The 23,719-nt window shown below is 56.8% G+C and carries 20 protein-coding genes; 14 read left to right on the top strand and 6 right to left on the bottom strand.

The window, feature by feature from the left end:
• Positions 1-45: 45 nt before the first annotated feature.
• From C5F52_RS08335 to C5F52_RS08325, 4 genes are all read right to left on the bottom strand, one after another.
• Positions 46-1,245: an ABC transporter substrate-binding protein gene (locus tag C5F52_RS08335; protein ID WP_369952008.1), complete on the bottom strand. Its 1,200-nt coding sequence runs from the start codon at positions 1,243-1,245 to the stop codon at positions 46-48.
• Positions 1,246-1,454: 209 nt separating this feature from the next.
• Positions 1,455-3,293: a phosphoenolpyruvate carboxykinase (GTP) gene (locus C5F52_RS08330; protein ID WP_104797897.1), complete on the bottom strand. Its 1,839-nt coding sequence runs from the start codon at positions 3,291-3,293 to the stop codon at positions 1,455-1,457.
• Positions 3,294-3,529: 236 nt separating this feature from the next.
• A complete protein-coding gene (locus C5F52_RS30020; protein ID WP_201746986.1) occupies positions 3,530-3,670 on the bottom strand; it encodes a hypothetical protein in 141 nt (46 codons plus the stop codon).
• Between the two features lie 35 nt (positions 3,671-3,705).
• The gene (locus tag C5F52_RS08325; RefSeq protein WP_104797896.1) at positions 3,706-4,191 is read right to left on the bottom strand and encodes a lytic transglycosylase domain-containing protein; all 486 of its coding nucleotides are present in this window, start codon (positions 4,189-4,191) and stop codon (positions 3,706-3,708) included.
• A 102-nt stretch (positions 4,192-4,293) separates the two neighbouring features.
• On the opposite strand from C5F52_RS08325, the gene C5F52_RS08320 reads away from it, so the two are divergent.
• The 11 genes from C5F52_RS08320 to C5F52_RS08270 all read left to right on the top strand — a co-directional run bounded on the left by C5F52_RS08320 (position 4,294) and on the right by C5F52_RS08270 (position 17,026).
• Entirely contained in the window at positions 4,294-5,142 is an 849-nt protein-coding gene (locus C5F52_RS08320; RefSeq protein ID WP_104797895.1) for an A24 family peptidase, read from the top strand.
• A 136-nt stretch (positions 5,143-5,278) separates the two neighbouring features.
• Positions 5,279-5,914 carry a type 4 pilus major pilin gene (locus C5F52_RS08315; RefSeq protein WP_104797894.1) on the top strand — a complete coding sequence of 212 codons (636 nt, stop codon included), beginning with the start codon at positions 5,279-5,281 and terminating at the stop codon, positions 5,912-5,914.
• 163 nt (positions 5,915-6,077) lie between these two features.
• Entirely contained in the window at positions 6,078-6,713 is a 636-nt protein-coding gene (locus C5F52_RS08310) for a type II secretion system protein (protein WP_104797893.1), read from the top strand.
• 121 nt (positions 6,714-6,834) lie between these two features.
• A complete protein-coding gene (locus C5F52_RS08305) occupies positions 6,835-7,341 on the top strand; it encodes a toxin co-regulated pilus biosynthesis Q family protein (RefSeq protein ID WP_104797892.1) in 507 nt (168 codons plus the stop codon).
• Entirely contained in the window at positions 7,325-8,947 is a 1,623-nt protein-coding gene (locus C5F52_RS08300) for a hypothetical protein (protein ID WP_104797891.1), read from the top strand. The genes C5F52_RS08305 and C5F52_RS08300 overlap by 17 nt, the downstream gene beginning before the upstream one ends.
• A gap of 11 nt (positions 8,948-8,958) precedes the next feature.
• A complete protein-coding gene (gene pilO2, locus C5F52_RS08295; protein ID WP_146100055.1) occupies positions 8,959-10,347 on the top strand; it encodes a type 4b pilus protein PilO2 in 1,389 nt (462 codons plus the stop codon).
• The gene (locus tag C5F52_RS08290) at positions 10,331-10,900 is read left to right on the top strand and encodes a hypothetical protein (RefSeq protein ID WP_104797889.1); all 570 of its coding nucleotides are present in this window, start codon (positions 10,331-10,333) and stop codon (positions 10,898-10,900) included. Before pilO2 ends, C5F52_RS08290 begins: the two co-directional genes overlap by 17 nt.
• A complete protein-coding gene (locus C5F52_RS08285) occupies positions 10,897-12,585 on the top strand; it encodes a GspE/PulE family protein (RefSeq protein ID WP_104797888.1) in 1,689 nt (562 codons plus the stop codon). The genes C5F52_RS08290 and C5F52_RS08285 overlap by 4 nt, the downstream gene beginning before the upstream one ends.
• 6 nt (positions 12,586-12,591) lie before the next feature.
• Positions 12,592-13,662 carry a hypothetical protein gene (locus tag C5F52_RS08280; RefSeq protein WP_104797887.1) on the top strand — a complete coding sequence of 357 codons (1,071 nt, stop codon included), beginning with the start codon at positions 12,592-12,594 and terminating at the stop codon, positions 13,660-13,662.
• Between the two features lie 11 nt (positions 13,663-13,673).
• Positions 13,674-15,098: a type II secretion system protein gene (locus C5F52_RS08275; RefSeq protein ID WP_104797886.1), complete on the top strand. Its 1,425-nt coding sequence runs from the start codon at positions 13,674-13,676 to the stop codon at positions 15,096-15,098.
• Positions 15,095-17,026, top strand: coding sequence for an ATP-binding protein (locus C5F52_RS08270; protein ID WP_104797885.1), 1,932 nt, complete (start codon positions 15,095-15,097; stop codon positions 17,024-17,026). The genes C5F52_RS08275 and C5F52_RS08270 overlap by 4 nt, the downstream gene beginning before the upstream one ends.
• Before the next feature lie 12 nt (positions 17,027-17,038).
• Here C5F52_RS08270 and recQ read toward each other — a convergent pair whose 3' ends face one another.
• The gene (gene recQ, locus C5F52_RS08265; protein WP_104797884.1) at positions 17,039-18,919 is read right to left on the bottom strand and encodes a DNA helicase RecQ; all 1,881 of its coding nucleotides are present in this window, start codon (positions 18,917-18,919) and stop codon (positions 17,039-17,041) included.
• Between the two features lie 83 nt (positions 18,920-19,002).
• On the opposite strand from recQ, the gene C5F52_RS08260 reads away from it, so the two are divergent.
• Both C5F52_RS08260 and C5F52_RS08255 read left to right on the top strand, forming a co-directional pair.
• Complete coding sequence (locus C5F52_RS08260; protein WP_104797883.1) at positions 19,003-19,539, top strand: DUF6434 domain-containing protein; 537 nt, start codon at positions 19,003-19,005, stop codon at positions 19,537-19,539.
• Positions 19,536-20,582: a homocysteine S-methyltransferase family protein gene (locus C5F52_RS08255; RefSeq protein WP_104797882.1), complete on the top strand. Its 1,047-nt coding sequence runs from the start codon at positions 19,536-19,538 to the stop codon at positions 20,580-20,582. The genes C5F52_RS08260 and C5F52_RS08255 overlap by 4 nt, the downstream gene beginning before the upstream one ends.
• 11 nt (positions 20,583-20,593) lie before the next feature.
• Here the strand turns inward: C5F52_RS08255 and C5F52_RS08250 are convergent, their stop codons facing one another.
• Entirely contained in the window at positions 20,594-21,085 is a 492-nt protein-coding gene (locus C5F52_RS08250; protein WP_104797881.1) for a DUF4377 domain-containing protein, read from the bottom strand.
• 118 nt (positions 21,086-21,203) lie between these two features.
• Between C5F52_RS08250 and hsdR the strand changes: the two genes are divergently transcribed.
• The gene (gene hsdR, locus C5F52_RS08245; RefSeq protein WP_104797880.1) at positions 21,204-23,663 is read left to right on the top strand and encodes an EcoAI/FtnUII family type I restriction enzme subunit R; all 2,460 of its coding nucleotides are present in this window, start codon (positions 21,204-21,206) and stop codon (positions 23,661-23,663) included.
• The last annotated feature ends 56 nt before the right edge of the window (positions 23,664-23,719 follow it).

The following is a 23,719-nucleotide window of genomic DNA, read 5'->3' as shown; positions in this document are numbered from 1 at the left end:
TAAAACGCCCGCAAGAGGCGGGCGTTGTGCTGGGTTGAGTGGCTTTTAATTGGCGGGCCGGAGTTTTTTCACAACGTCATCGCTGGGTTGCACGCTGGCGCCATCGATGTAGCGGTAGTCTACCAACACGCCTTTGCCGCCATCGTTCTTGGTGCGACCCAAGAAGGCCCCCATGGTGGACTGGTTGTCTTGTTTGCGGAACATCACTTTGCCGTAGGGCGTGCTAAAGCTCAGGCCGCTGAAGGCCGTGACCAGCTTCTCGCTGTCGGTGCTCTTGGCCTTGGTGATGCCTGCGGCCAATGCCTGAATCATGCTGTAGCCCACGACCGAGCCCAAACGGGGGTGGTCGTTGTACTTGCGGTGGTAGGCCAAGAAGAAGGCTTTGTGCTCAGGCGTTTGCACGCCGTACCAAGGGTAGCCGGTGACGATCCAGCCGTTGGGCGTTTCGTCTTTGAGGGGCTCCAAATACTCGGGCTCGCCCGTCAACAGGCTTACCACCTCGCGGCCTTGGAACAAACCGCGCGTGTTGCCTTCACGCACAAACTTGGCGAGGTCAGTGGCAAACAGCACGTTGAAGATGGCGTCGGGTTTGGCATCGGCCAGAGCTTGCGTCACCGAGCCTGCATCAATCTTGCCCAGTGCTGGCGCTTGCTCGCCCACAAACTCCACATCGGGTTGCGCGGCTTTCAGCAGTTGCTTGAAGGTGGCGGCTGCTGACTGGCCGTATTCGTAGTTGGGGTACACCACGGCCCAGCGTTTTTTCTTGAGCTTGGCGGCTTCGGGCACCAGCATGGCCACTTGCATGTAGGTGCTGGCGCGCAAGCGGTAGGTGTAGCGGTTGCCGTTTTGCCACACCATTTTGTCGGTCAGTGGCTCGCCCGCGAGGAAGAACACTTTGCGTTGCTTGGCAAAGTCGCCCAGTGCCAAACCAATGTGCGAGAGGAAGGCGCCTGAGAGCACATCCACCTTTTCGCGGCTCAGCAGTTCTTCAGCGGCGCGCACGGCGTCGCCGGGGGAGGCGTTGTCGTCACGCGTGATGAGTTTCAGTGGCTTGCCGTTCACGCCACCCGCAGCGTTGATTTCTTCGACCGCCAACTCCATGCCCTTTTTGTAGGGGTCGAGGAAGGCGGGCTGGGCTTTGTAGCTGTTGATCTCGCCAATTTTGATGACGTTTTGGGCCATGACGGGTAAGACGGGCAGGACGGCCACGCTCAAAGCGAGGGCGGCGGTGCGGAGTGTGGAGATGAGTGTGGTGTTCACGACAGTGGCCTTTGAAAGCGGGTGTTGGTTGTGACAACCAACATCAGAAAATTGTGAAGCTGAGATTGTCTTGCAAACCTTCGGCGCTATTGCATACGAGATAAAGCCCCGCAAACTTTGCAGCTTGCGGGGCCTTTTAAATTTTCAGTCCTCGTGTTCAGCACCCAGCGCGAGCCAAGTGCTGCTGGGGCCAATTACGCTTCCAAACGCGCAGCCAAAGCCACTTTGGTTGCGGTCATTTCAACGGGCAGGTGGTAGGCCAGTTGGGTGAACAACTCTTCGTGCAACTTCAACTCGTCGACCCAAGCCGCTTTGTCGATGCTGGTGACGGTGTTGAATTGGTCGGCGGTGAAGTTCAAGCCAGTCCAGTTGATTTCTTCATACGTGGGGCTCACACCAAACACGTTTTCAGCGCCTTGGGCTTGGCCCTCGATGCGGTCAATCATCCACTTCAAGACGCGCATGTTTTCGCCGTAACCAGGCCACACAAACTTGCCGTCTTCGCCTTTGCGGAACCAGTTCACGCAGTAGATCGATGGCAGTTTGGCTTTGGCAGCTTCCAACTTTTCGCCCATGTCCAGCCAGTGTTGGAAGTAGTCGCTCATGTTGTAGCCCATAAACGGCAGCATGGCGAACGGGTCACGGCGCACCACGCCTTGTTGACCAGCCGCGGCAGCGGTGGTCTCAGAGCCCATGGTCGCGGCCATGTAAACGCCTTCGGTCCAGCTGCGCGCTTCGGTGACCAAAGGCACGGTGGTGGAGCGGCGGCCACCGAAGATGAACGCGTCAATGGCCACGCCGTTGGCGTCGTCCCACTGGCTGTCCAGCGCGGGGTTGTTGGTGGCGGCCACGGTGAAGCGGGCGTTGGGGTGCGCGGCTTTGGCACCGGTTTCTTTGGCAATGGCTGGGGTCCAGTCCTTGCCTTGCCAGTCGATCAAGTGGTCGGGCAATGAGCCGGTGTCTTTTTCCATGCCTTCCCACCACACGTCGCCGTCATCGGTCAGCGCGACGTTGGTGAAGATCACGTCCTTGTCCAAGCTGGCCATGCAGTTGGGGTTGGTGTGGAAGTTGGTGCCGGGGGCCACGCCAAAGTAACCCGCTTCAGGGTTGATGGCGTACAACTTGCCGTCCGAGTGCGGCTTGATCCAAGCAATGTCGTCACCAATGGTGGTGACTTTCCAGCCGTCGAAGCCTTCTGGGGGCACCAACATCGAGAAGTTGGTCTTGCCGCAAGCACTGGGGAAAGCAGCCGCGACGTGGTACTTCTTACCTTGGGGGTTGGTCACGCCCAAGATGAGCATGTGCTCGGCGAGCCATCCTTGGTCGCGGCCCATGTTGGAAGCAATGCGCAAGGCAAAGCACTTTTTGCCCAGCAAAGCGTTGCCGCCGTAGCCCGAGCCGTAAGACCAGATTTCGCGGGTCTCTGGGTAGTGCACGATGTACTTGGTTTTGCTGCAAGGCCACTTCACGTCGGCTTGACCGGCGGCCAAAGGTGCGCCCACGGTGTGCACGCAAGGCACAAACGCGCCGTCGGTGCCGATCACGTCAAACACAGCTTTGCCCATGCGGGTCATGATGCGTTGGTTCACGGCCACGTAGGCGCTGTCCGACAACTCAATGCCCACGTGTGCAATGTGCGAACCCATGGGGCCCATGCTGAACGGCACCACATACATGGTGCGGCCTTTCATGCACCCGTCGAACAAAGGGTTCAAGGTGGCGCGCATCTCGGCGGGGGCCATCCAGTTGTTGGTGGGACCGGCGTTTTCTTTTTTCTCTGAACAGATGTAGGTGCGGTCTTCCACGCGGGCCACGTCTGAGGGGTCAGAGCAGGCTAGAAATGAGTTGGGGCGCTTGGCCGCGTTGAGTTTGGTGAAGGTGCCAGCGTCTACCAATTGCTGGCAGAGGCGGTCGTACTCTTCTTGGCTGCCGTCACACCAGTAAACGGTGTCTGGTTTGCACAGGGCGGCCATCTCGGCCACCCAAGCCACCAGCTTGGGGTTCTTCACATATGCGGGTGCATTCACGTTCATCTAAAGCTCCTAAGTCAAAAAATTGAGGTCAGAGCCCAGCTTCGCGTGCACGAGGCGCTGACCTCAATTCATTGCCGTGGTGTGACACGGGTCGGCTATTTTAAGAATCGAACCCCTTACACAGCCTTTCAAAGGGGCATAAAGAAGGGCGCATGAATCAAAAAGGCAACAAAAAAGCGCCTGAGTAGGCGCTTTTTTGGGGCGTTGCGTCACCAATCCGTGCGCATCGTCATGGTTTAGGCCATGAACACGGCGATGAACGCCAACAAGAAAATCAGCACCGCGCCAGCCGCAGGCAACACGATGGGCATGAGTGGGACGATGGCTTCCACCACGTCTTGTTCGCCGGTGTGGGGGGTGTTGTGCGGGTTGGACATGATCAGCTCCTATAAGTAATGCGCGAAATTTTATGCTAATCCAAGATCGCCACTGTCGTGGTCGAGACCGTCAGGGCTGGGTTGAGCGAAATGCCTTGGCGCGCCAGCTGGTTTTTCAGCAAACCTTGGTAGCGCGTGTTGTGCACAGGTGTCGTCGAATGGTAGGCGGCAGCACCAAACCAGGTGTAGCCGTGGCGCTCTAAGTTGCGCTTCAAAAACCACGCCGAGACATAGGCCCCTTTGCAGCCGTCTAACAAATGTTTTTCGGTCACGCCGTAGCGCTGCAACTCGGGCAAATGCATGGAATTGATCTGGCCAATGCCAATGTCGACCGTGCCATTGGTGTTTTTGCCCACCGCGCTTGGGTTGAGTCCCGACTCCACCTGCAACACGGCCAACAGCAAATGGGGGTTCACACCGTGAAACTCTGCGGCTGACTGCAAACACGACACAGGCGGCGTGGCCCAAGTGGCAGGCGTCGAAAGTAGCAAAAAACAAGAAAGCAGCAACTTGATATTCATACTTTAATCACTTATAGTTAATGAAAGTAGTACTTTATCACGAATGTGATGCCTTGCTAACTAAAAATGATTAAACCGTTAAATTTGGAGTTTGCCGTTTCTATGGACAGTTTTCTGATCTTCGTCTTTGCGCTTTTGGGACTGCAGTTCGGCAGCTTCTTGAATGTGGTGATTTACCGCTTGCCCAAGCAGCTGCAACGGGAATGGCGTGCGGACTGCGCTGCCTACTTGAATGTGCCATGCCCGCCAGAGCAAGAAGCCATGCCACTAACGAGCTTGCAAACCCGTTCGCAATGCCCGCATTGCGGCGCCACATTACGCGCCCGCGATTTGGTGCCCGTGGTGAGCTTTTTGATGTTACGTGGCCGATGCGCCCATTGCCAACACCCTGTGTCGTGGCGCTATCCGCTCGTGGAGTTGGCCGTCATGGCTGCTTGGGGTTTGTGTGCTGCACATTGGGGGCCCAGCTTGGCCGCGGTGCTGTGGGCCTGTTTCGTCACCACGCTCATCGCGCTGGCCTTCATTGACGCCGACACCCAACTTTTGCCCGACCAACTCACCCAGCCTTTGTTGTGGGTCGGGTTAATCGGTGCCTTCATGGGCCACACCGGCGAACCCTTTGACACCGCCTTTTGGGGCGCCATTGCGGGCTACCTCAGCTTGTGGCTCGTGGCCTTTGTGTTTGAAAAAGTGCGCGGCCAAGTGGGCATGGGCGCGGGCGACTTCAAGTTGTTGGCCGCCTTGGGGGCTTGGTTGGGTGTGTGGGCGCTGCCCGTGCTGGTGCTGGGCGCCAGCGTGGGCTTGTTGGCCGTGGCGTTGGGGGCTCACCTGCTGAGGCGCGGCCCTGCCTCTGCGCGTATTCCTTTTGGCCCCGCGTTGGTGGCCAGCGCCTTGGTGATGCTGGTGTTGAAAGCCTGCGGTGTTGAACCCCTCAAGGCCTTGTTGGGTTGAAAACCGATCGTGAATGAAACATTAAATGTAAATTTTTTGCTGAATTTGGCAAATAGTAGTACTAAATGTTGGTTATGTATGTATAGTAATCACTACGTCAAAAAAATAAACATCATTTAAAGGTAAAACATCAAAAATGAAAACATCGTTTCAAATCAAAACCATCGCCCGACAAGCGGGTTACACCCTGATTGAGTTGGCCATCGCCATCGCCATCATTTCGGTGCTGGTGGTCGGCGCCTTGTTTGGGGTGCAAAAAATCATCGACAACAAGAATGTCAACGCCACCAGCCAGCACGTGAGCTTGGCTAACGCCAACATCCAAAAGTTTTCGAAGATGCTGGCTGACAAATCGTTCCCGATGAACACGAACACCGCTGCCAACTTGGGCATTTGGCCAGACAACATCACGACCAAGGTCAATGGCTCGGTCACCAACGTTGCGAACCCATTTGGTGGCAACTATTTCACTGCGACGAGCAGCGCCGACATTGGTGCCGTTAAGGCAGGCAATGGCTACTTCATCATCATCACCAACGTGCCCGACAAGGTGTGTGCTGCGGTGGCCGGTATGTTTGGCGCCTCGGCTTGGCAAATCCAGATCGACGATGAGAACGGTTACTACGCCATGCCCACAACCGCAATTGGCGGTAACACGCAACCGAAGGACGTGAAGTTGGCGGGTACGGACCGCATCAATCTGGCCAACCTGAATGCCAAGTGCGGCACCGCAGCCCCCCGTAAAACCATTTATTTGTATTTCCCCCTCTAAACCTGGCAGCCATGCCTTGATTTCAAAAAGGAGGGCGAGTAAAGCATTAAATACAAATTTTTTGTTAAATTTACCAAATAGTAGTACTAAATGGTATTTTTGACTGTATAGTTCACAACACATCAAAACGATGTACACCCAATTAACAAAGAGGTATTAAAAAATGAAGATTAATTCACAAATCAAATCGCTGGGTCAGCAAGCGGGTTACACCCTGATTGAGTTGGCCATCGCCATCTCCATCATTTCGGTGTTGGTGGTCAGCGCCTTGTTTGGCGTGCAAAAAATCATCGACAACAACAATGTCAATGCGACAAGCCAGCAAGTGAGTTTGGCCACGACAAATATTGCCAAGTTCGCCGCCATGTTGTCTGACAAAACGTTTATCAAAGACACAAACGTCGCCGCCAATTTGGGCATCTGGCCAGACAACATCCTCACCAAAGGTGGAACAGGGCAAGTCACCAACGTTGCCAACCCATTTGGTGGCAATTTCTACACCGCCTCGAACTCAGCTGCCGTCGGTGCTGTCGCGCCGGCTAATGGTTACTACATCTACATCACCAACGTGCCCGACAAGGTGTGCGCCGCAGTGGCCGGTATGTTTGGCGCTTCGACCTGGGAAATTCGCGTTGCCGATGAGGCTGCTGCTGTTGCCATGCCAGCTGCGGCTGTTTCAATTGCAGCGGGCACTGCAGTGAAAGTTGCTGGTACAGACCGTATCAATTTGGCCAACTTGAACTCGGCGTGTGGCTCAGTAGCAGCACGCAAAACTGTGTATTTGTTCTACCCCTTGTAATTCACGGCGGTTTGAATCCATTGAACCCAAACACAAATGTCGCGTCTTTGCCCATGCCTTGTGGTGTGGGTGGCGGCGCGCCCATTTGTGTTGCTATCTCTACAACTGAAAGTCTCTGAGCATGCCTCAATTAAACCGATGGTGGTGTTTCGCCCTGTGCGCCATCGCCACAGCTGGCAGTGCCCAAACTCAAGACCCCTCGATCTCTGCATCGCGTGTGGCCCTCGATGTGGAGTGGGTCCGCTCCCCCCGTGCCGTCTTGAGTTTGGACAATGGTCTCACCACCCAACAACGCGCCATCGCTGCCACATCGGCGGCAAGGCCTGTGATGCTCGAAGCCAACACCACCCGCTACGGACGTCGACAGGTTTGGAGCATTGAGCAGTCTGAAAAACGCTTGTCCAGCGCCCTAGAGCGTTGGGCCCAGCTCGCGGGTTGGCAACTGGTGTGGGAGGCGGAGCGTGACTTTGCCATCGAATCCAACCTGCACTTGGAAGGCGAATTTTTAAAGGCAGTGGGCACCGTGATGCAGTCGCTGGCTAACACCGACTACCCGTTGCAGGCCAAGGCCAACAGCGCGACATTGACCCTCCGAATTTCAAGGTACCAAGATGCTGGCGTTCAATAAGCTGTCCATCGCGCTGAGCCTCGCGTTGCTGGGCGGATGCGCTCAAGATTTGCATCAAAAAATCTCCAACGATCAAATGGAGACGCAAGCCCGAGGTGAAGTGGCCCAGACGCTGATTCGTAAAAAGCAAGTGGCCAGCCCCTACTTGGTGGAAGAAAGCCTGCCGCGTTTCACCACACGTTCGGTGCCCTATGAACGTATCGACAAATTGCCCGTGCATTTGGGCAAGGTGACCATGCGCGTGCCTGGTCGCCACAGCTTGAGCAGCGTGGGCGAGATGGTGCAGCGCTTGATCGAGATTCCTGTGGTCTTGACCCCCGATGCCTTGCTCGATGTGGCGCTCTTTGCGCCTGGACAAGCTGCGGGCGCTGCCACGCTAGGCGCCAATACGGGGTCGAACGCCGGTGTCAGCAAGGCGATGCAAGACAACAACGACATCAAACAACGTGCGGTCGATGCAGGCGCTAACCAAGCCACGTTCACCGACAGAGAGCTGAGCAGCACCTTCGAGCTGAACTACAGCGGCACCGCGACGGGCTTGTTGGACTACATCGCCATTCGTGCGGGCGTGCAGTGGCAGTACCAGCAAGGGCGCATCACGTTTTCGCGCGTGGTGACACGCTCGATGTCCGTCAAGGCTTTGGCCGGTGGTTTGAAAACAGCGGGTGCCGTCAGTATGGGCGGTGGCATGACCGCCACGGCCTCAGCCGAAAGCGATGTGTGGCCCATGCTGGAAGCCACGTTGAAGAATTTGATCTCGCCACGCGGTCGCATTCAAGTGGACCCCAAAAACGGCACCGTCACCGTCACCGATGCCCTGCAAAACGTGAATGCCGTGTCTAAGTTTCTCGACAAACAAAACGACACCATGCTGCGCCAAATCGTGCTCGATGTTGAAGTGCTGCAAGTGGACTTGAAGCAAGAACACGCCTCTGGCATCGACTGGAGCGTGGTGAGCCGTGGACTGGGTGGCGCTTTGAGTCTGAATGCGCCCGGCTCAGTCGGTGTGTTCAGCGGGTCCACCGGTGGCTCGGTCGGGGCTGCGATGTCGCGCAACGACGGTGGCTCGGTCAAGGCCTTGGTCAACGCGTTGGAGCAATACGGCCGCGTGACTTCCACCTACTCCACGGTGGTGGCCACCACCAACCGCCAGCCCGTGCCGTTGGGCGTGCAAAGCAGCGAGTCGTATTTGGCCCAAGTCACCGCGGGTACAAGCAATGCCGCTACTGGCGTCGCCACGGGCGCCACGCTGACGCCAGGCACGGTCAGCACGGGCTTCAGCATGGTGTTGATGCCCGTCATCATGGACTCCAACCGCGTTTTGATTGAAAGCACCTTGCAAGTCAGCGCCCTGCGCGAGTTGAAAGATTTTTCCAGCGGCGCAGGTGCCACGTTGAACCGCATTCAATTGCCCAGCGTGGACAGCTACAGCACCATGCAGCGCATCAATGTGGCTTCGGGCGACACGATGGTGATGTCGGGCTTTGAGCGCGAAACCAATCTGCGCGATGAGAACGACATGGTGCGTGGCGTGGTGCCGGGTAGCCGCCGTGGCAAAACCAGCAAACAAAGCACGGTGATCTTGATCACGCCGCGCCTTCAGTGAGCTTGGCGTTGATGTTGAATTTCTTTCAAAAGCTCAAAAGCCGAGCGCAGGCCGCAGCCCCCGTGGCCGCCCGTGACGCACACGAGGTGCCATCAAGCCCGTCCGCAGAAGATGCGCGAGACGACAGCGCCCAAGTCCCGACTTGCCAGTCGATGGTCGTGAACGGCAAAAACTTGGCGTTTGGTGGGGCGTGGACACCTGCGAGCGAAGAGACGGGTTGGAAAAAAATTCTGAGTACCGCCTTCAACGACGGCTACACACATTACGCGGCCCATGAGCACGAGAGCACCGTGGGCCTGTTTGGCGCGTTGCCCAAAGACGCCCCCAACGCCTACGCTGCAGCGCTGGTGGTTGCCCAGCACTTTTCAGCGGGCGGCACCGAGCTGTTCGTGTTTCAAACTGGCGAGCAATGCGGCTTGGTGGGTTTGATGGAGTACGCCCCCATTCCCGGCTATGACGTCATGGGGACGCAAGAGCAAATTCAGCAACTCATCCGTGAGTTCCACGACATCAATACATCGCAACTGGTGCACAGCTACGGCAATGTGAACTGGGTGGCAGACATTCAGTCGTTGGAGCTCAACAAGCTGGCCTACAAAGCCGACGCGAAGTCCAAGCTCAAGCGCATTCCCAACATCAAGTTGCGCGTGCTGATGGGCTTGGTGAGCGTGCTGTGCGTGGCGGCCTGTTTGTTTGGTTTTCAGCAGTACTTAGAAATGCGCCAAGCAGAAGAAGATGCTTTGGCAGCAACGTCGCGAAACCCCAATTTGCTGTACGAGCAAAGCTTGGCCTTCGCACTCAAAACCACAGGTGAGCCGGGTGCAAGCCACTTGCAGGTTTGGCGTCAATTCTTTGCCAAAGTGCCTTTGAACGTCGGGGGCTGGAATTTCAAAACCCTGGAATGCAAACCGTTGGTGTGTGACATCGTGTGGGCTCGGTCATCGGGCACGTTCAAAAGTTTTGAAACCCAATTGCCACCCGCCATGAAAGCGGTGACCACGTTCAAGCTCGACACCGACTTGGTCAAAGCTGAAGTGCACACGCAGCACAAGCTCACAGAGCTGTTTCCCGCAGACGGGCAAAAAACTGTTGACATCAAAAATCTGCCCGTTGAACGCGATGTGCAGAAGTTGTGGGGCAGTCAGTTGCAAGACCTCTCGTTGTTGAAAAACTTGAATGTGAATTTGAGCAAAACAACCCTGTTCGGAGGCCAAGGCAATCCGGCGGAGTTGATGCGTCCCATCGTCAAAGGGACGTGGAGCATTGAGCATGACATTTGGAGTCTGCCTGAGCTGCCCATGCCCGACTACGTCGTGCCCGAGAACTTGAAGGTCGCGCGCAGCGATGCCCGCGATTTTCGATACAAGATAGAAGGAAGTTACTATGCAAAAGCCAAATAAGTGCTGGGCCACTTGGCTACTGTGCATGCTCTTTTTCGGTGCTGCCTGTGCCCAAAATTCGAACTCAACCTTAGAGCAAGCGATTGAAATCGCGCGTGCCAACAAGTCTGGCGAATTGGGGTTGCGCCCCGCTGCACGCGCAGACAGCGAGCCTTTGGTTTCTTTGCCGAAAACGGTACGAGCTCAGACGGCAGCCCCCAAAGTTTGGAGCATCACGGGCGTCGGGCGTGACTTAACCGCAGAAGTGATCTACGAGGGCAAGGTGTATCCCCTGTCGTTGGTCAGAGATCAAGTCCGCGCGGGTCCTTGGATGCTGTTGCGTTTGAGCACCCATTCGGCCGATTTTGCGTATTTACCCACTGGCAAACGTTGGACCGAGAAGACCCCTGTCGTGCAAGCTTTTCCGCCCACCGATCCCGCGCAGATGCAAAGTTACTTTGACGCACCCATGGCGCTGACCACACCCGTGGCCAGTGTGGGTGTTGGGGCTGGCGCCTTAGGCGCGCGTCCACCGCTGCCTCCCGAATTAATGCGCCCAGCGATGCAGCCATGAGCGTCGCCAACATCATCAACCCCGGCAGTGTGACGGGGCAATACATCAGCAACTTCAAAGATGTTCCCACCTTCAGCGGTCTGCTGACGCATGGGCATGAAGCCGTGACCACCGTGCCTCGGGAAAAAGAACGCACCTTGGTGGCGCTGGGCTTGGATGACAAAGGCTACTTTTTGTTGTGTATGCCCGAGGAACAAAACAAGGTGGCATGGTTTGCGTTGCGCGAGCGCTTGAAAGCGCGTGGCTATCAGCCACGCGGTCACGCGACATGCAGCGAAGAAGTGATGAACGTGCTGCTGCGCGATGTGGGGCGCGTGAGCAAAGAGACCGCCCGTCAAATTGAAGAAGATGCGGATGTGGTCAACGACATCGTGAACGAGTCGCAGCCCATCGGTTGGTTTCGGGACGTGTTGACCAGTTGCATCAACCTAGGTGCTACCGACATGCACTTTGAGTTGCGCGGCAACCGCGCCATGGTGCGCGTGCGCTTAGACGGGTTGATGCGCGAGTTAACCGCCGTACCGCAGCAAATTGCGCTCGACGGCATCTCGGCGGTCTACAACATCATTGCCGAAGAGCGGTCGCGCTCAGAGGGCGTGTTCAACCAATCGTTGGCGCAGCAAGCCATGATTCCGTTTGTGTTGGGCTCGGAGACGGTGAACCTGCGTTTTCAGAGCCATCCGGCCGTGTCGGGCATGGATGTGATCATGCGAATTTTGCGCACCAATAAAGACACCCGCAAAAAGCTGAGCTTGGACATGTTGGGCTACACCCCGTCGCAAGTGGACGCTTTGCAAACGGCGGTGGGCAGCTCGTGGGGCGGCATCTTCATTGCGGGCATCACCGGCTCGGGCAAGACCACCACCTTGAACACCTTGCTCACGCAGCTGGCGCAAGAAGGCAACCGAAAAATTGTGTCCATCGAAGACCCGGTCGAATACCACGTCAACGGCGTGTCGCATTTGTCGATTCAGCGTAGCGTCAGCGGCGACGAGTCGGTCAACCCTTTCAAAGGCGCCATGATGGCGTTCTTGCGGATGGACCCCGACGTGGGCATGTTTGGCGAGATTCGCGATGAGTTTTCGGCCGAGATGGCGCTGGGTGCTATTCAAACGGGCCACAAGATTTTGACCACCGTGCACGCCACGTCTGCCTTGGGCGTGGTGGACCGGTTGACCTCCAAGTCGCTGGGCTTGTTGCGCGACAACGTGTGCAACCCCGAGTTCTTGTCGGCCTTGGTGTACCAAGTGTTGACGCCACTCAACTGCCCCGCATGCAAGGTGCGTGCGATGGATGTGATGTCGCCCGCCACGTTGATTCCGTACCAAACCATTTTTGGCTTGGATGTGCGCGACATTTATTGCGCCAGCGATTGCGGTTGCGACGAGTGCCTCAAACCCAACATCGACTATTCCAACAGCAAACACGCAGGCGTGAAGGGCGTGAAGGTGAGTGCGGAAGTGATCTTGCCGGACGAAGAGATGTTCTTGCTGCTTAAAGACGGCAAAGACATTGAAGCCCGCAAAGCATGGCGCGCCAAGCGCATCGCCAAATTCAACGAGCCTGACATGACGGGCAAAGAAGCGTGGGGTCATGCCCTGTACGACATGTCGCGTGGCTTGATTGACCCGTATTACTTTGAAATGAACTTTGGCTTGCCCAAGTTGTTCGCGTCCAAGGTGTAAGCGCGCATGCAGACCTCTTGGATCGATTCGTTTTTGCTTCGCAGCGCGCGCAATTCCTTGCGTGGGCGACGCGCTGAGTTTTATTACGACTTGGCGTCGTCGCTGGCCGACAAAGTGCCGTTGTTTTCAACGTTGAAAGACCACGAGGCACGGGCGCGCCGACGCAACCGTGGCGACGCCTTGATGTACTTGGAGATGTTGCAGGCCACGGAAGTGGGCTCGCTGTCGGATGCCTTGATTCCCATCGTCTCGCCCACCGAGTTGATCTTGTTGGATGCGATTCAACGCGGCGGTGACGCTGAGTTGGCCAAGGGTTTGTTCTTCTTGTCGGAGACCGTTGAGAAGATCGACATGATGCAAGCCGCTGCCCGCAAAGCCGTGGTGTACCCCGTGGTGTTGATGGCCGTTTTTTCAATGATGTTGGTAGGCTTTGCACTCTTCGCCGTGCCCATCGTGGCGCAGTTGTTTGATCCCGCGCTGTGGCCTTTTATGGGGCGCGTCTTGTACAGCGTGTCGCAATTCATCTTGCACTACGGCATCTACACCTTCGTGGGGTTTGTGAGTTTGGTGGGAGCGTTTACCTACTCGCTGCCACGCTGGCAAGGGCCTGTGCGCCGTTATTTGGACCGCTTCATGCCCTACGCCATGTATCGGGTGTACACGGGCTCGATGTTGATCGTCTCGTTGTCGGTGCTGCTCAAGTCGGGCGTGTCTCTGCGCTCGGCCATCGAGCGCGCCATGAAGTACAGCAGCCCTTGGCTGCGCTGGCATTTGAGAGAAATTTTGCGCAGCCTGTCCGACCAAAGTGCCGCCAAGTTTGGCACCGCATTTCGCACCGGCTTGCTGACCCAAATGATCGAAGACCGCATTGAAGACGCAGCCAAACGCCGCGACCCAGTGACGGCCTTTGTGAAGATCGGCGTGGGTTCGATCGACAAAATTGTGCGCACGGTGGAAGACGCATCCGGCAAAGTGAACACCGCCATGTTGGTGATTGGCGGTGTGATCTTGGGCGGCATGATGCTGGGCTTCATGCAGACCACCATGGAAATTCAAAGCGCAATTCGACCCACATGACCCCCATATCCATGAACCAATTTCGCCGCGCACAAGGCTTCATCTTGATTGAGGTCGTGATCGCCATGGCCATATTCATGGGCATGGTGAGCTATGGCTTGTATCTGCAAAACTTGGCCTACAGAACAGAGCAAGGTAAGCGGGTGGGGCAGCAATATGCTGCCATCAACAAAGCGGTGGGCAATTACATGGTCACCCACTACACGGTCCTGAAGGGCAAGCATGCTGACTGCAGCAAAACCACCTTCAAAGTGGGAATGTCAGAGACGTTCACGCCTATGAATTGTGGCTTTCAGATTTCGAGCAAGGTGGGCACTCAACCTGACGTGAATATTGCTAACGCCATGCAACCCACTGTGGCCGAATTGATTGCGGCCGGCTATTTGCCTGCAGACAAAGCCGGCGTAGTCCCTGGCGTGCCTTCGTTGCCTATGGATTCGGTGGTTGCTGAAGCTGACCCGATCACGGGCGCCGCATCCATTACCAAGGCTGTAGGACGTTTGTTCATCAACATTGACCGCGTTTGCTTGGCTACGCACACTGCCAACCCCGGCACAGTGAGCGCCCCGCAAAAGCCTGACCCTAAGATTGGCCTTTGCGACCCGTTAACCACCACCACCAGTTTGACGAGCTTGGTGTTCAACACCCAGCCTTTCCAGTTCAGTAATGCCAGCATCCTTGGTTTTGTCAACCGCATGGACGGCGTTTGGACCGAGATCGGTGCGGATGCCGCCATGTCTCATACTTTGAACGGTGGTGAGTTGAAAGGGGCGAATTTTCAAGTGACCAACCCCATTCGCCAAGACGTTCGCGCGGTGGCTAACGTGATGGGCGTCACTTATGTGGCCGTGGGCTTACCCGGCATCGTGGCGGTGCGCAACGGGTATGGCGCCAACTATGCCAACAACCACGCCCGCGTGGATGGCAGCAACCCGCCCACCGCAGATTGGAGCTTTGCCAACAACAGCATCTCTGGGGTGGGCAAGATGACTGCACTGACGGTGGATGCGGATGTGTTGAAGTTGGGCGACCGAACGGCTGGCGCTGCCTGCGATGCCACCAAAGAAAACGTGTCGTTTGGTGCGGGCACGATTTTGATGTGCACCGCCAGCAAATGGACACCGCTTGGTTCCAAGGGGACTGTGAATGGCCTTGACTACTATGAGTATGTCGCGAAAAAAAGTGGGTCAACAAGGACCGTTACTTTTACGTGCACCAGACCGCCCTGCATTGACGGGGGGCTCTCGTTCAGTAGCAACGACAACTATTTTTTAACATGGTTCCAAAAAGATGCATGGTTACCTGTGTTGGTACGTTACGGCGATTCCGGTTCGTCTGATTTCGGATTTGAAGTCAACAGCGCCGGAAATTATTACTTCATGTTTGACACGAACGTCGCCACCATCGTCGTTCGCTTCTACCGCATCAACCTATGATCAACCACGTTTCATTCACGCCCCAAAATTACTTGGGCCCCGTCATCAGCGCCCATTACGACCACGTCGAGGTGCTGGCCAACATGCATGCACAGCCCGACGTGCAAGGGCTGACGCGCGGTAGTTTTGTGGTGATGGTGGGTCACACCAGCATGGGCACACCGTTTCAAGCAGGGCTGCAAGCCCCACCCGCGGAAGACGTGAGCCGCACTGAATTCACGGTGCTGCGTTTGCGCGATGTGAAGTCGCCGCTCGAATTGAGCGAGCACCACTTGCGCCACTGCGACCGCTTGGTGGCCGCCACGCCCGGCTGCGATGCGCTCAGTTTGAGTGTGCTGTCGTTTGAGGTGTTGGGCACCTTGTTGCTCGATGCGACGGGCGCCAATGGCTTTCGTTTTTCGGGCGACGCAGGGCGTCTTGGCCATGCCAGCCGCTACTGTGCGTTCATGCCGTGTCAGCTGATGCTGGCCATCATTTTGAATGGCACGGTGCCGCGTGGGCAGCGCATCAGCTTGGGTGTGTTGCGCGACAGTGAAACAAACATTCACACGGAGCAGCCGCAGCCGATTTACCTGTCGATGGGCGATGTGCGCGGCAAGCGCAGCGCCATGTTTGGCAAGACGCGTTTGGGTAAAAGTAACGTGGTGAAGTTGCTGGTGCAGGGCATGCTGGACGTCACCGCACACGAGCCATCGGTGGGGCAGCTCATTTTTGACGTGAACGGCGAATACGCCAACGACAACCCGCAAGACGGTGGCTCCATCGCGTCGTCTTACCGCGACCGATGCTTGGTGTATTTCTTGACCGATCGAGGTGGCAACGCCGACGGCAAGTTGCTGCGCTTTAACTTCTTTGAGCAAACAGACAAAGCGTTCGAGATCATGCGTGAGTTGTTGCCCGAGTCCACGGCGTCGTCGGACTATGTGCGCACCTTGTTGAATTGCCGCTTGCCAGCGTTGGTGCGTGACCCTTCTGTCACGGAAGACTTGGCGCTGCGCATGCTTCGCAAAATCATGTTGTTTTGGACGATCTTGCATGAAGCAGGGTTTGATCACGACGAGCCGCGTTTGGTTCAGATCTTGAATCAGATGGGCTTTAAAACCTTGTTCAACCCCTGCTTTGCGCAATCGTTACGTTTGGCTGCTTACCAAGCGATCAATGGCCAACCGGCACCCGCGAGCCCAAAGTCATTTTTAGAGATGTGCGCCGAAATGCGCGTGATCGCCAAGTTTTCGCTGTCTTATACCAACGACCCAGGCTTGATGCGCAACGGCGTGTTTTTGTTTGAGCTGGACGAGATGATCATGGCGCGCTTCCTGACACCCAACACCTCGGATGGTCCGTTCGTGCTGCGCTCTTGCATGCCGTTTCATGCGCCGATTGCGGATGGTTTCATCGACGAAATTTTGCAGGCGCTGCACATTGGTAAAACGGTGATCGTTGACTTGGGTGGAGCGAACGAAAAAATCATTCGTTACTTTGCCAAGACCTTGTCGGTGGCGGTGTTTCACGCACAAGAGCAGAAGTTTGTGAACAACGCGCTGAACGACCGGTATGTGCAGATCTACTTCGAAGAAGCGCACATGATTTTCCCGTCCAGTGCGTCCAACGTGATCGACGTGTATTCGCGTTTTGCCAAAGAGGGTGCGAAGTTTCACATTGGCATTGTTTACTCGACGCAGTCGCCGTCCACCGTGAACGAGGATTTGCTGGCGCAGACCGAAAACTTCTTCATTGGTCACTTATCCAGCGACCGCGAGGTGGAGAAATTGGCGGCCGTGCAATTTGCGTTCAAAGGTTGCGAAGACGATATTTTGCGCATGCGCACACCGGGTTTGATGCGCATCTTGGCGTACTCGAACCGGTATTTGATTCCCGTGCAAGCGGGGCGCTACGACGGTCAATCGCGGTTTGTGGACGCGCCTTGAGCTAAGCCCGCCTTACGCCACCACGCGCAACACTTCTTCGCCGTAGGCTTCGAGTTTTTTGGCGCCAATGCCGGCAATGCCTTGCAGGCTTGTCAAATCGTGCGGTGCGGCCTGTGCAATGGCGGCCAAGGTGGCGTCATGAAAAATCACATAGGCGGGTAGGTTGTGTGAGCGTGCTACTTCGCCGCGCCAAGTCTTGAGGGCCTCGTAGCGTTTTTGGCCTTCGTCGTCCAGCGCAATCGGTGCGGCCTTGGTTGCGCCGCTGGCGGTACGCTTGGCTTTGCGGTCGGCGGGGGTGGACACCGAGGCACGCAAGCGCACGGTCACTTCGCCTTTGAGCACGCCGCGTGAGGCCTCGGTCAAATACAGGGTGTTGAAGGCCTGAGCGTCCACACCCAAAGCGCCGATGGCAATCAATTGGCGCAACACGCCGCGCAGCTGCACCTCGCTGAAATGGGCGCCGATGCCAAAAGTGCTGAGCTTGTCGTGACCGTATTGGGTGACTTTTTCGGTGACCTTGCCGCGCAAAATGTCCATCATGTGGCCCGCGCCAAATGACATGCCGCTTTGCTGCTTCACGCGGTAGATGGTGGACAGCAACATGCGGGCGGCTTCGGTGCCGTCCCAAATGTCGGGCGGGTTGAGGCAGTTGTCGCAGTTGCCGCAGATGTAGCGGGGCGCGCCGTCTTCGGGTGATGTGTAGGTTTCGCCAAAGTAGCCCAACAGCCGCACGCGTCGGCAGTCGGTGGCTTCGGCCAAGGCCAGCAGGGCGTCGAGTTTGCCGCGCATGACTTGTTTGAAGTCTTCGCCTGCAGGGCTCTCGTCGATCATGCGGCGTTGGTTCACCACGTCGTTCAAGCCGTAGGCCATCCACGCGTGGGCAGCTTGGCCGTCGCGGCCGCCACGGCCGGTTTCTTGGTAATAGCCTTCGATGTTTTTAGGCATGTCCAAGTGCGCCACAAAGCGCACATCGGGCTTGTCGATGCCCATGCCAAACGCCACGGTGGCGACCATCACCAAACCTTCTTCACGCAAAAAGCGGTTCTGGTGCTTTTGGCGAATCGCGCCGTCCAAGCCTGCGTGGTAGGGCAGCGCGGCAATGCCGGCGTCGCACAAATTCTTGGCCACCTCTTCCACCCGCTTGCGTGATTGGCAATAGACGATGCCGCTGTCTTGCCAGTCTGGCCCCGTGTGCTCGCGCTGAATGAAGCGCAGCAGCTGGGTGGACGCGTCTTTCTTTTCGACGATGGTGTAGCGGATGTTCGGGCGGTCAAAGCTGCTGACGAACTGTTGTGCGTCTTCCAGCTGCAAGCGCTCCACGATGTCGGCGCGCGTCAGTGCATCGGCCGTGGCGGTGAGTGCCATGCGCGGCACGCCTGCGTAGCGCTCGTGCAGCACGGTCAGCGCCCGATATTCGGGGCGAAAGTCGTGACCCCACTGGCTCACGCAATGTGCTTCGTCAATGGCAAACAGGCTGAGCTGGCCCTGCTCGTGCAGCGCATCCAGCTGCGCCAAAAAGCGCGGCGTGGTGATGCGCTCGGGCGCGGCGTACAGCAGGGTGATGTCGCCACGGCGCAGGCGCTGCTCCACCGCGTTGGCTTCTTCGCCACTCAGGCTGGAATTTAAAAAGGCGGCTTCAACCCCCGCCTCGTGCAACGCGCCCACTTGGTCGTGCATGAGCGCGATGAGCGGCGACACCACGATGGTGATGCCGTAGCCTGCGCGTTGCCGCGCAATGGCCGGAATTTGGTAGCAGAGTGATTTGCCGCCGCCCGTGGGCATGAGCACCAGCGCATCGCCGCCTGCGCTGACGTGCTGCACGATGGCCTCTTGCGGACCGCGAAAAGCGTCGTAACCAAAAACTTCACGCAGGATGGGGAGGAGGGAGGGCAAAAGAGGGGGTGTGTGACAGAAAAACAGCTGGCATTGTCCCCCACTTGCCGCGACGGTGTCGTGAAGTTTTTAGAATGATGCCGATGAACCGTCCCGCTTTGTCGGCTGAAAATTTTCGAGATTGGTATTGGCTCAAGACAGAGCTGCAGAGCTACTGCCGCACACAAGGGCTGCCGACTTCTGGCAGCAAGGAAGACCTTACCTTGCGTGTGCAAGCGCATTTGTCGGGGCATGCGTTGCCGCCGATGGCGCATAAGCGGCCAAGACGTGACATGCCAACCCAATTGACGCCCGAGACCGTGATTGAGCCAGGCTGGCGGTTGAACGATGCGCTGCGCGCCTTCTTTGTGGCGCACACGGGCAGGGGGTTTCGCTTCAATCAAGCGCTGCGCGATTTGTTTAAAAACCCGCAGGGGCAAACTTTGGCGCAGGCCTTGGTGATGTATGCCCAAAGTTGCGAAGGCCGCACGGTGCTCATTCAGCGACAATTCCAGTTCAATCAGCACATTCGCGATTTCTTTGCGCAACACCCCAAGGCCACGCGCGCGCAAGCCTTAGACGCTTGGCAAAAGAAACGCGAGACAGCGCAAGCCCTTGTTTTTCCAAGTCACAACGAATGAAACCTCTGAACTACACACGCGCACAAGCGCTGCCCGAAATTCTGAAAAATCGCATCGCCATCCTCGACGGCGCGATGGGCACCATGATTCAGCGCTTCAAGTTGACCGAAGCGCAATACCGCGGCGAGCGCTTCAAAGACTTTCACAAAGACGTGAAGGGCAACAACGAGTTGCTTAGCCTCACCCGCCCCGACGTGATTCGCGACATCCACGAGCGTTACTTGGCGGCTGGCGCTGACTTGATCGAGACCAACACCTTTGGTGCCACCACCATCGCCCAAGCCGACTACGACATGGCCGATTTGGCCTACGAGATGAACCTGGCCTCAGCGCGCATTGCCCGCGAAGCCTGCGACAAATACAGCACGCCAGACAAACCCCGCTTTGTGGCGGGCGCTGTGGGCCCCACACCCAAAACCGCCAGCATCAGCCCCGATGTGAACGACGCTGGCGCCCGCAATGTGAACTTTGAAGAACTGCGCGCGGCCTATTACGACCAAGTCAAAGCCTTGGTTGAAGGCGGTTCGGATGTGTTGTTGGTGGAAACCATTTTTGACACGCTCAACGCCAAAGCCGCCTTGTTTGCGATTGAAGAATTCTTTGAAGCCTCGGGTGAGCGCTTGCCGCTCATCATCAGCGGCACCGTGACCGATGCCTCGGGCCGCATCTTGAGTGGTCAAACTGTGACTGCGTTTTGGCACAGCGTACGCCACTCGCAGCCGCTGGCCATTGGCCTCAACTGCGCTTTGGGTGCGACGCTGATGCGCCCTTACATCCAAGAGTTGAATAAGGTTGCCGGCGACACCTTCATCAGTTGCTACCCCAACGCGGGTTTGCCCAACCCCATGAGCGACACCGGCTTTGACGAAACGCCTGATGTGACCAGCCGTTTGTTGCACGAGTTTGCGGCCGAAGGCTTGGTGAACATCGTGGGTGGCTGCTGCGGCACCACGCCTGAGCACATCGCGGCCATTGGCAGCGCGGTGGCTGACCAAAAGGCGCGCGCTTTGAGCGCGGGGCCGTTTTACCGCGAAGCGGCTTAATAGCCTTTGAGCTATTGCAAGTAACGCAAGCGTTCTAGCGTGGGGCTGCGCGATAACTCGCGCACCAGTTCATAGCGCGTGTCGGCCATGTCGGCGGGTGGGTTGTGTATGGGCGTCACGCGGACCAACAAGGTGTAACGCACACCCGGCGTGAAGGTGAAGCCCTCAATGCGGCTGTAAAAGTTAGACCACGTTGACGCATCGCCCTCTTTCACTTGCAAACAGCGCATGGGTGCGGCCCCCATGCACGCCACATCTTCGGCGGCCACGGTGAGCGTGATCTCTTTGGATTGCGTGGTGGGCTGTGTGGCTGGGCAAGCCCCGTCTGAAACCCAAGTGCCCCCTTGGCTCAGCATCACACAACGGGTGGGGAATGTTCGGGTTTCATGCCCCAATTGCCCGCAAACAGGTGCGTATTCGCGGGTGCAGATTTGGTTGGGCAACTGGGCTTGCGCTTGGGCCGACATGATGAGAAGCGAGGTCAACAGTGGGCGGGTGAACATGGTGTGCGTTCTTTGGGTGATCGGGTCTCTTTAACGTTTGGGGGCGAGGAAAGGTGCACAAAATGATTAAGAATACGAACATCACTTCATCGCGCCGATCAGTCAGCGAGAAACCCATTTGGACAAGAAACAACTCTCCGAAATCGACATCTGTGAAAAGTTCATCAGCCCAGCCATAGCGCTTGCTGGCTGGAACATTCACGACCAGATTTTTCGCGAATATCCGTTGCGCGTAGGCCGTGTGACGGTGCGGGGCAATAAATCGCACCGCGATCAAAGCACCGTGCTGCGCGCCGACTATGCGTTGTTCTACAAATCCAACATCCCCATCGCGGTAGTCGAGGCCAAGGACAACAACAAGGCCATAGGCGCAGGCATGGCCCAAGCCATTAACTATGCCGATTTGTTAGGCGTTCCCTTTAGCTTTGCCAGCAATGGCGATGGCTTCGTGTTTCGTGATGCCACCTTGGCCGATGGCGTGTTGGAGAAAAACCTCACCCTCGACGAATTCCCATCGCCCCAAGAGCTGTGGGAGCGCTACTGCGCTTGGAAAGGCTGGACGCCCGAAGTTCGCCAAGTGACCGAGTTTGACTACGCCCCCAGCAAAACCCCGCGCTACTACCAAATGAACGCCATCAACCGCACGGTTGAGGCCATTGCCCAAGGGCAAAAACGCGCCATGCTCGTCATGGCCACTGGCACGGGCAAGACGTACACCGCGTTTCAAATCATCTGGCGCTTGTGGAAAAGCGGCGCGAAAAAACGCATCTTGTTTTTGGCCGACCGCAACATCTTGATTGACCAAACCATGGTCAATGACTTTCGCCCGTTCAAGGGCGCAATGGCCAAACTCAGCCCCAACGCCAAAGGCGTGGAGCGCGTGGATGCCCAAGGCAAAGTCACCGTGGAAGACGTAGACCTCGCGGTCAACAAAACCACCAAGCTCGTTGATAAAAGCTACGAAATTTATTTGTCGCTCTACCAAGCCGTCACAGGCACAGAAGACGAGCGCAATATTTACAAACAGTTCTCGCCCGACTTCTTTGACCTCATCGTTATTGACGAGTGCCACCGAGGTAGCGCCGACGAAGACTCGGCTTGGCGCGAAATCTTGCGCTACTTTGGCAGCGCCGCCCATGTGGGCCTGACCGCCACACCCAAAGAAACCAAAGATGTTTCAAACAGCGACTACTTTGGCGACCCCATCTACACCTACAGCCTCAAGCAAGGCATTGAAGACGGCTACCTCGCACCCTACAAAGTGGTGCGCGTCGATTTAGACAAAGACACCTTTGGCTGGCGCCCCACCCAAGGCATGACCGACAAGTTTGGCCATGTGGTGGAAGACCGCGTTTACAACGCCAGCGACATGAACCGCAAACTCGTGCTCGAAAAGCGCGACCAAGTGGTTGCCGCCAAAATTACCGAATACCTCAAGGCCACCGACCGCTACGCCAAAACCATTGTGTTTTGTGAAGACATCGACCACGCCTCGCGCATGCGCCAAGCCCTGAGCAATTCCAACGCCGACATTTGCAAAGACAACCCCAAATACGTGGTGCAAATTACGGGTGACAACGCCGAAGGCAAGCTAGAGCTAGACAACTTCATCGACCCCGAAAAAACCTATCCCGTCATCGCCACCACATCCAAGCTGATGAGCACGGGCGTGGACGCGCAAACCTGCAAGCTCATCGTGCTGGACCAAAACATCAAGTCCATGACCTTGTTCAAGCAAATCATTGGTCGCGGCACGCGCTTGCGCGAAGACTTGGGCAAAACGTGGTTCACCATCATCGACTTCAAGCGCGCCACCGACAACTTTGCTGACCCCAAGTTTGACGGCGAGCCCGTGCAAATTTACGAACCTACACCCGACCAGCCTGTTGCACCACCCGAGCAACCGGGCGATACACCATTTCCTGGCAATCCACCCAGCGGCACACCCGTAGGCGAAGACGGTGGCATTTTTGCCCCAGGCAGTGGCAATGGCGGCACAGACACCGGCGAGCCCAAAAAATACGTGCTCGGCAATGTGTCTGTCTCTGTCGCGCGCGAGCGTGTGCAATACCTCAACGCCGACGGCAAGCTCATCACCGAAAGCCTGCGCGACTACACCCGCATCAACCTGGTGAAGCAATACGACTCGCTAGACAAGTTCTTGCAAGCGTGGAACCACGCTGAACGCAAAGCCGTGTTGATGGAAGAGCTAGAACGGCAAGGCGTGTTCATCGACGCCTTGGCTGCCGAAGTGGGCCAAGACCTAGACCCATTTGATTTGCTGCTGCACGTCGCCTACAACCAGCCGCCCCTCACTCGCCGCGAGCGTGCCAACCGCGTGAAAAAGCGCAACGTGTTCACCCAATACGGCGCAGTGGCCCGCAAAGTGATGGACGCGCTCATCGATAAATATGCCGATGAAGGTATTGCGACCATCGAGAGCAACGAGGTGCTGAAACTTCAGCCCATTAGCCTGATCGGCAGCCCAGTCGAGATCGTGCGCAGCTTCGGTGGCCGCCCTCAATACCTGCAAGCGCTCCATACTTTGGAAAAAGAGTTGTATTCCTCGCAAAGGTGATGGTGGAAATCCGGATCAAAAAATATCCATGAATATCTTCCCTGAGATAAAATATC

It is taken from the genome of Limnohabitans sp. TS-CS-82 (assembly GCF_002943475.1).
Note: the sequence above shows the minus strand (reverse complement) of the source record. Positions and strands in the feature narration are given on the sequence as shown.

What these genes read in the sequence shown, in the direction of transcription:
- C5F52_RS08270 (WP_104797885.1), top strand. Translation starts at nt 15,095, where the DNA reads ATGATCAACCACGTTTCATTCACGCCCCAAAATTACTTGGGCCCCGTC.
- C5F52_RS08290 (WP_104797889.1), top strand. Translation starts at nt 10,331, where the DNA reads ATGCAAAAGCCAAATAAGTGCTGGGCCACTTGGCTACTGTGCATGCTC.
- C5F52_RS08260 (WP_104797883.1), top strand. Translation starts at nt 19,003, where the DNA reads ATGAACCGTCCCGCTTTGTCGGCTGAAAATTTTCGAGATTGGTATTGG.
- C5F52_RS08250 (WP_104797881.1), bottom strand. Translation starts at nt 21,085, where the DNA reads ATGTTCACCCGCCCACTGTTGACCTCGCTTCTCATCATGTCGGCCCAA.
- C5F52_RS08300 (WP_104797891.1), top strand. Translation starts at nt 7,325, where the DNA reads ATGCTGGCGTTCAATAAGCTGTCCATCGCGCTGAGCCTCGCGTTGCTG.
- pilO2 (WP_146100055.1), top strand. Translation starts at nt 8,959, where the DNA reads ATGTTGAATTTCTTTCAAAAGCTCAAAAGCCGAGCGCAGGCCGCAGCC.
- C5F52_RS08305 (WP_104797892.1), top strand. Translation starts at nt 6,835, where the DNA reads ATGCCTCAATTAAACCGATGGTGGTGTTTCGCCCTGTGCGCCATCGCC.
- C5F52_RS08330 (WP_104797897.1), bottom strand. Translation starts at nt 3,293, where the DNA reads ATGAACGTGAATGCACCCGCATATGTGAAGAACCCCAAGCTGGTGGCT.
- C5F52_RS08285 (WP_104797888.1), top strand. Translation starts at nt 10,897, where the DNA reads ATGAGCGTCGCCAACATCATCAACCCCGGCAGTGTGACGGGGCAATAC.
- C5F52_RS08255 (WP_104797882.1), top strand. Translation starts at nt 19,536, where the DNA reads ATGAAACCTCTGAACTACACACGCGCACAAGCGCTGCCCGAAATTCTG.
- C5F52_RS08275 (WP_104797886.1), top strand. Translation starts at nt 13,674, where the DNA reads ATGAACCAATTTCGCCGCGCACAAGGCTTCATCTTGATTGAGGTCGTG.
- C5F52_RS08280 (WP_104797887.1), top strand. Translation starts at nt 12,592, where the DNA reads ATGCAGACCTCTTGGATCGATTCGTTTTTGCTTCGCAGCGCGCGCAAT.
- C5F52_RS08310 (WP_104797893.1), top strand. Translation starts at nt 6,078, where the DNA reads ATGAAGATTAATTCACAAATCAAATCGCTGGGTCAGCAAGCGGGTTAC.
- C5F52_RS08315 (WP_104797894.1), top strand. Translation starts at nt 5,279, where the DNA reads ATGAAAACATCGTTTCAAATCAAAACCATCGCCCGACAAGCGGGTTAC.
- C5F52_RS30020 (WP_201746986.1), bottom strand. Translation starts at nt 3,670, where the DNA reads ATGTCCAACCCGCACAACACCCCCCACACCGGCGAACAAGACGTGGTG.
- C5F52_RS08325 (WP_104797896.1), bottom strand. Translation starts at nt 4,191, where the DNA reads ATGAATATCAAGTTGCTGCTTTCTTGTTTTTTGCTACTTTCGACGCCT.
- C5F52_RS08320 (WP_104797895.1), top strand. Translation starts at nt 4,294, where the DNA reads ATGGACAGTTTTCTGATCTTCGTCTTTGCGCTTTTGGGACTGCAGTTC.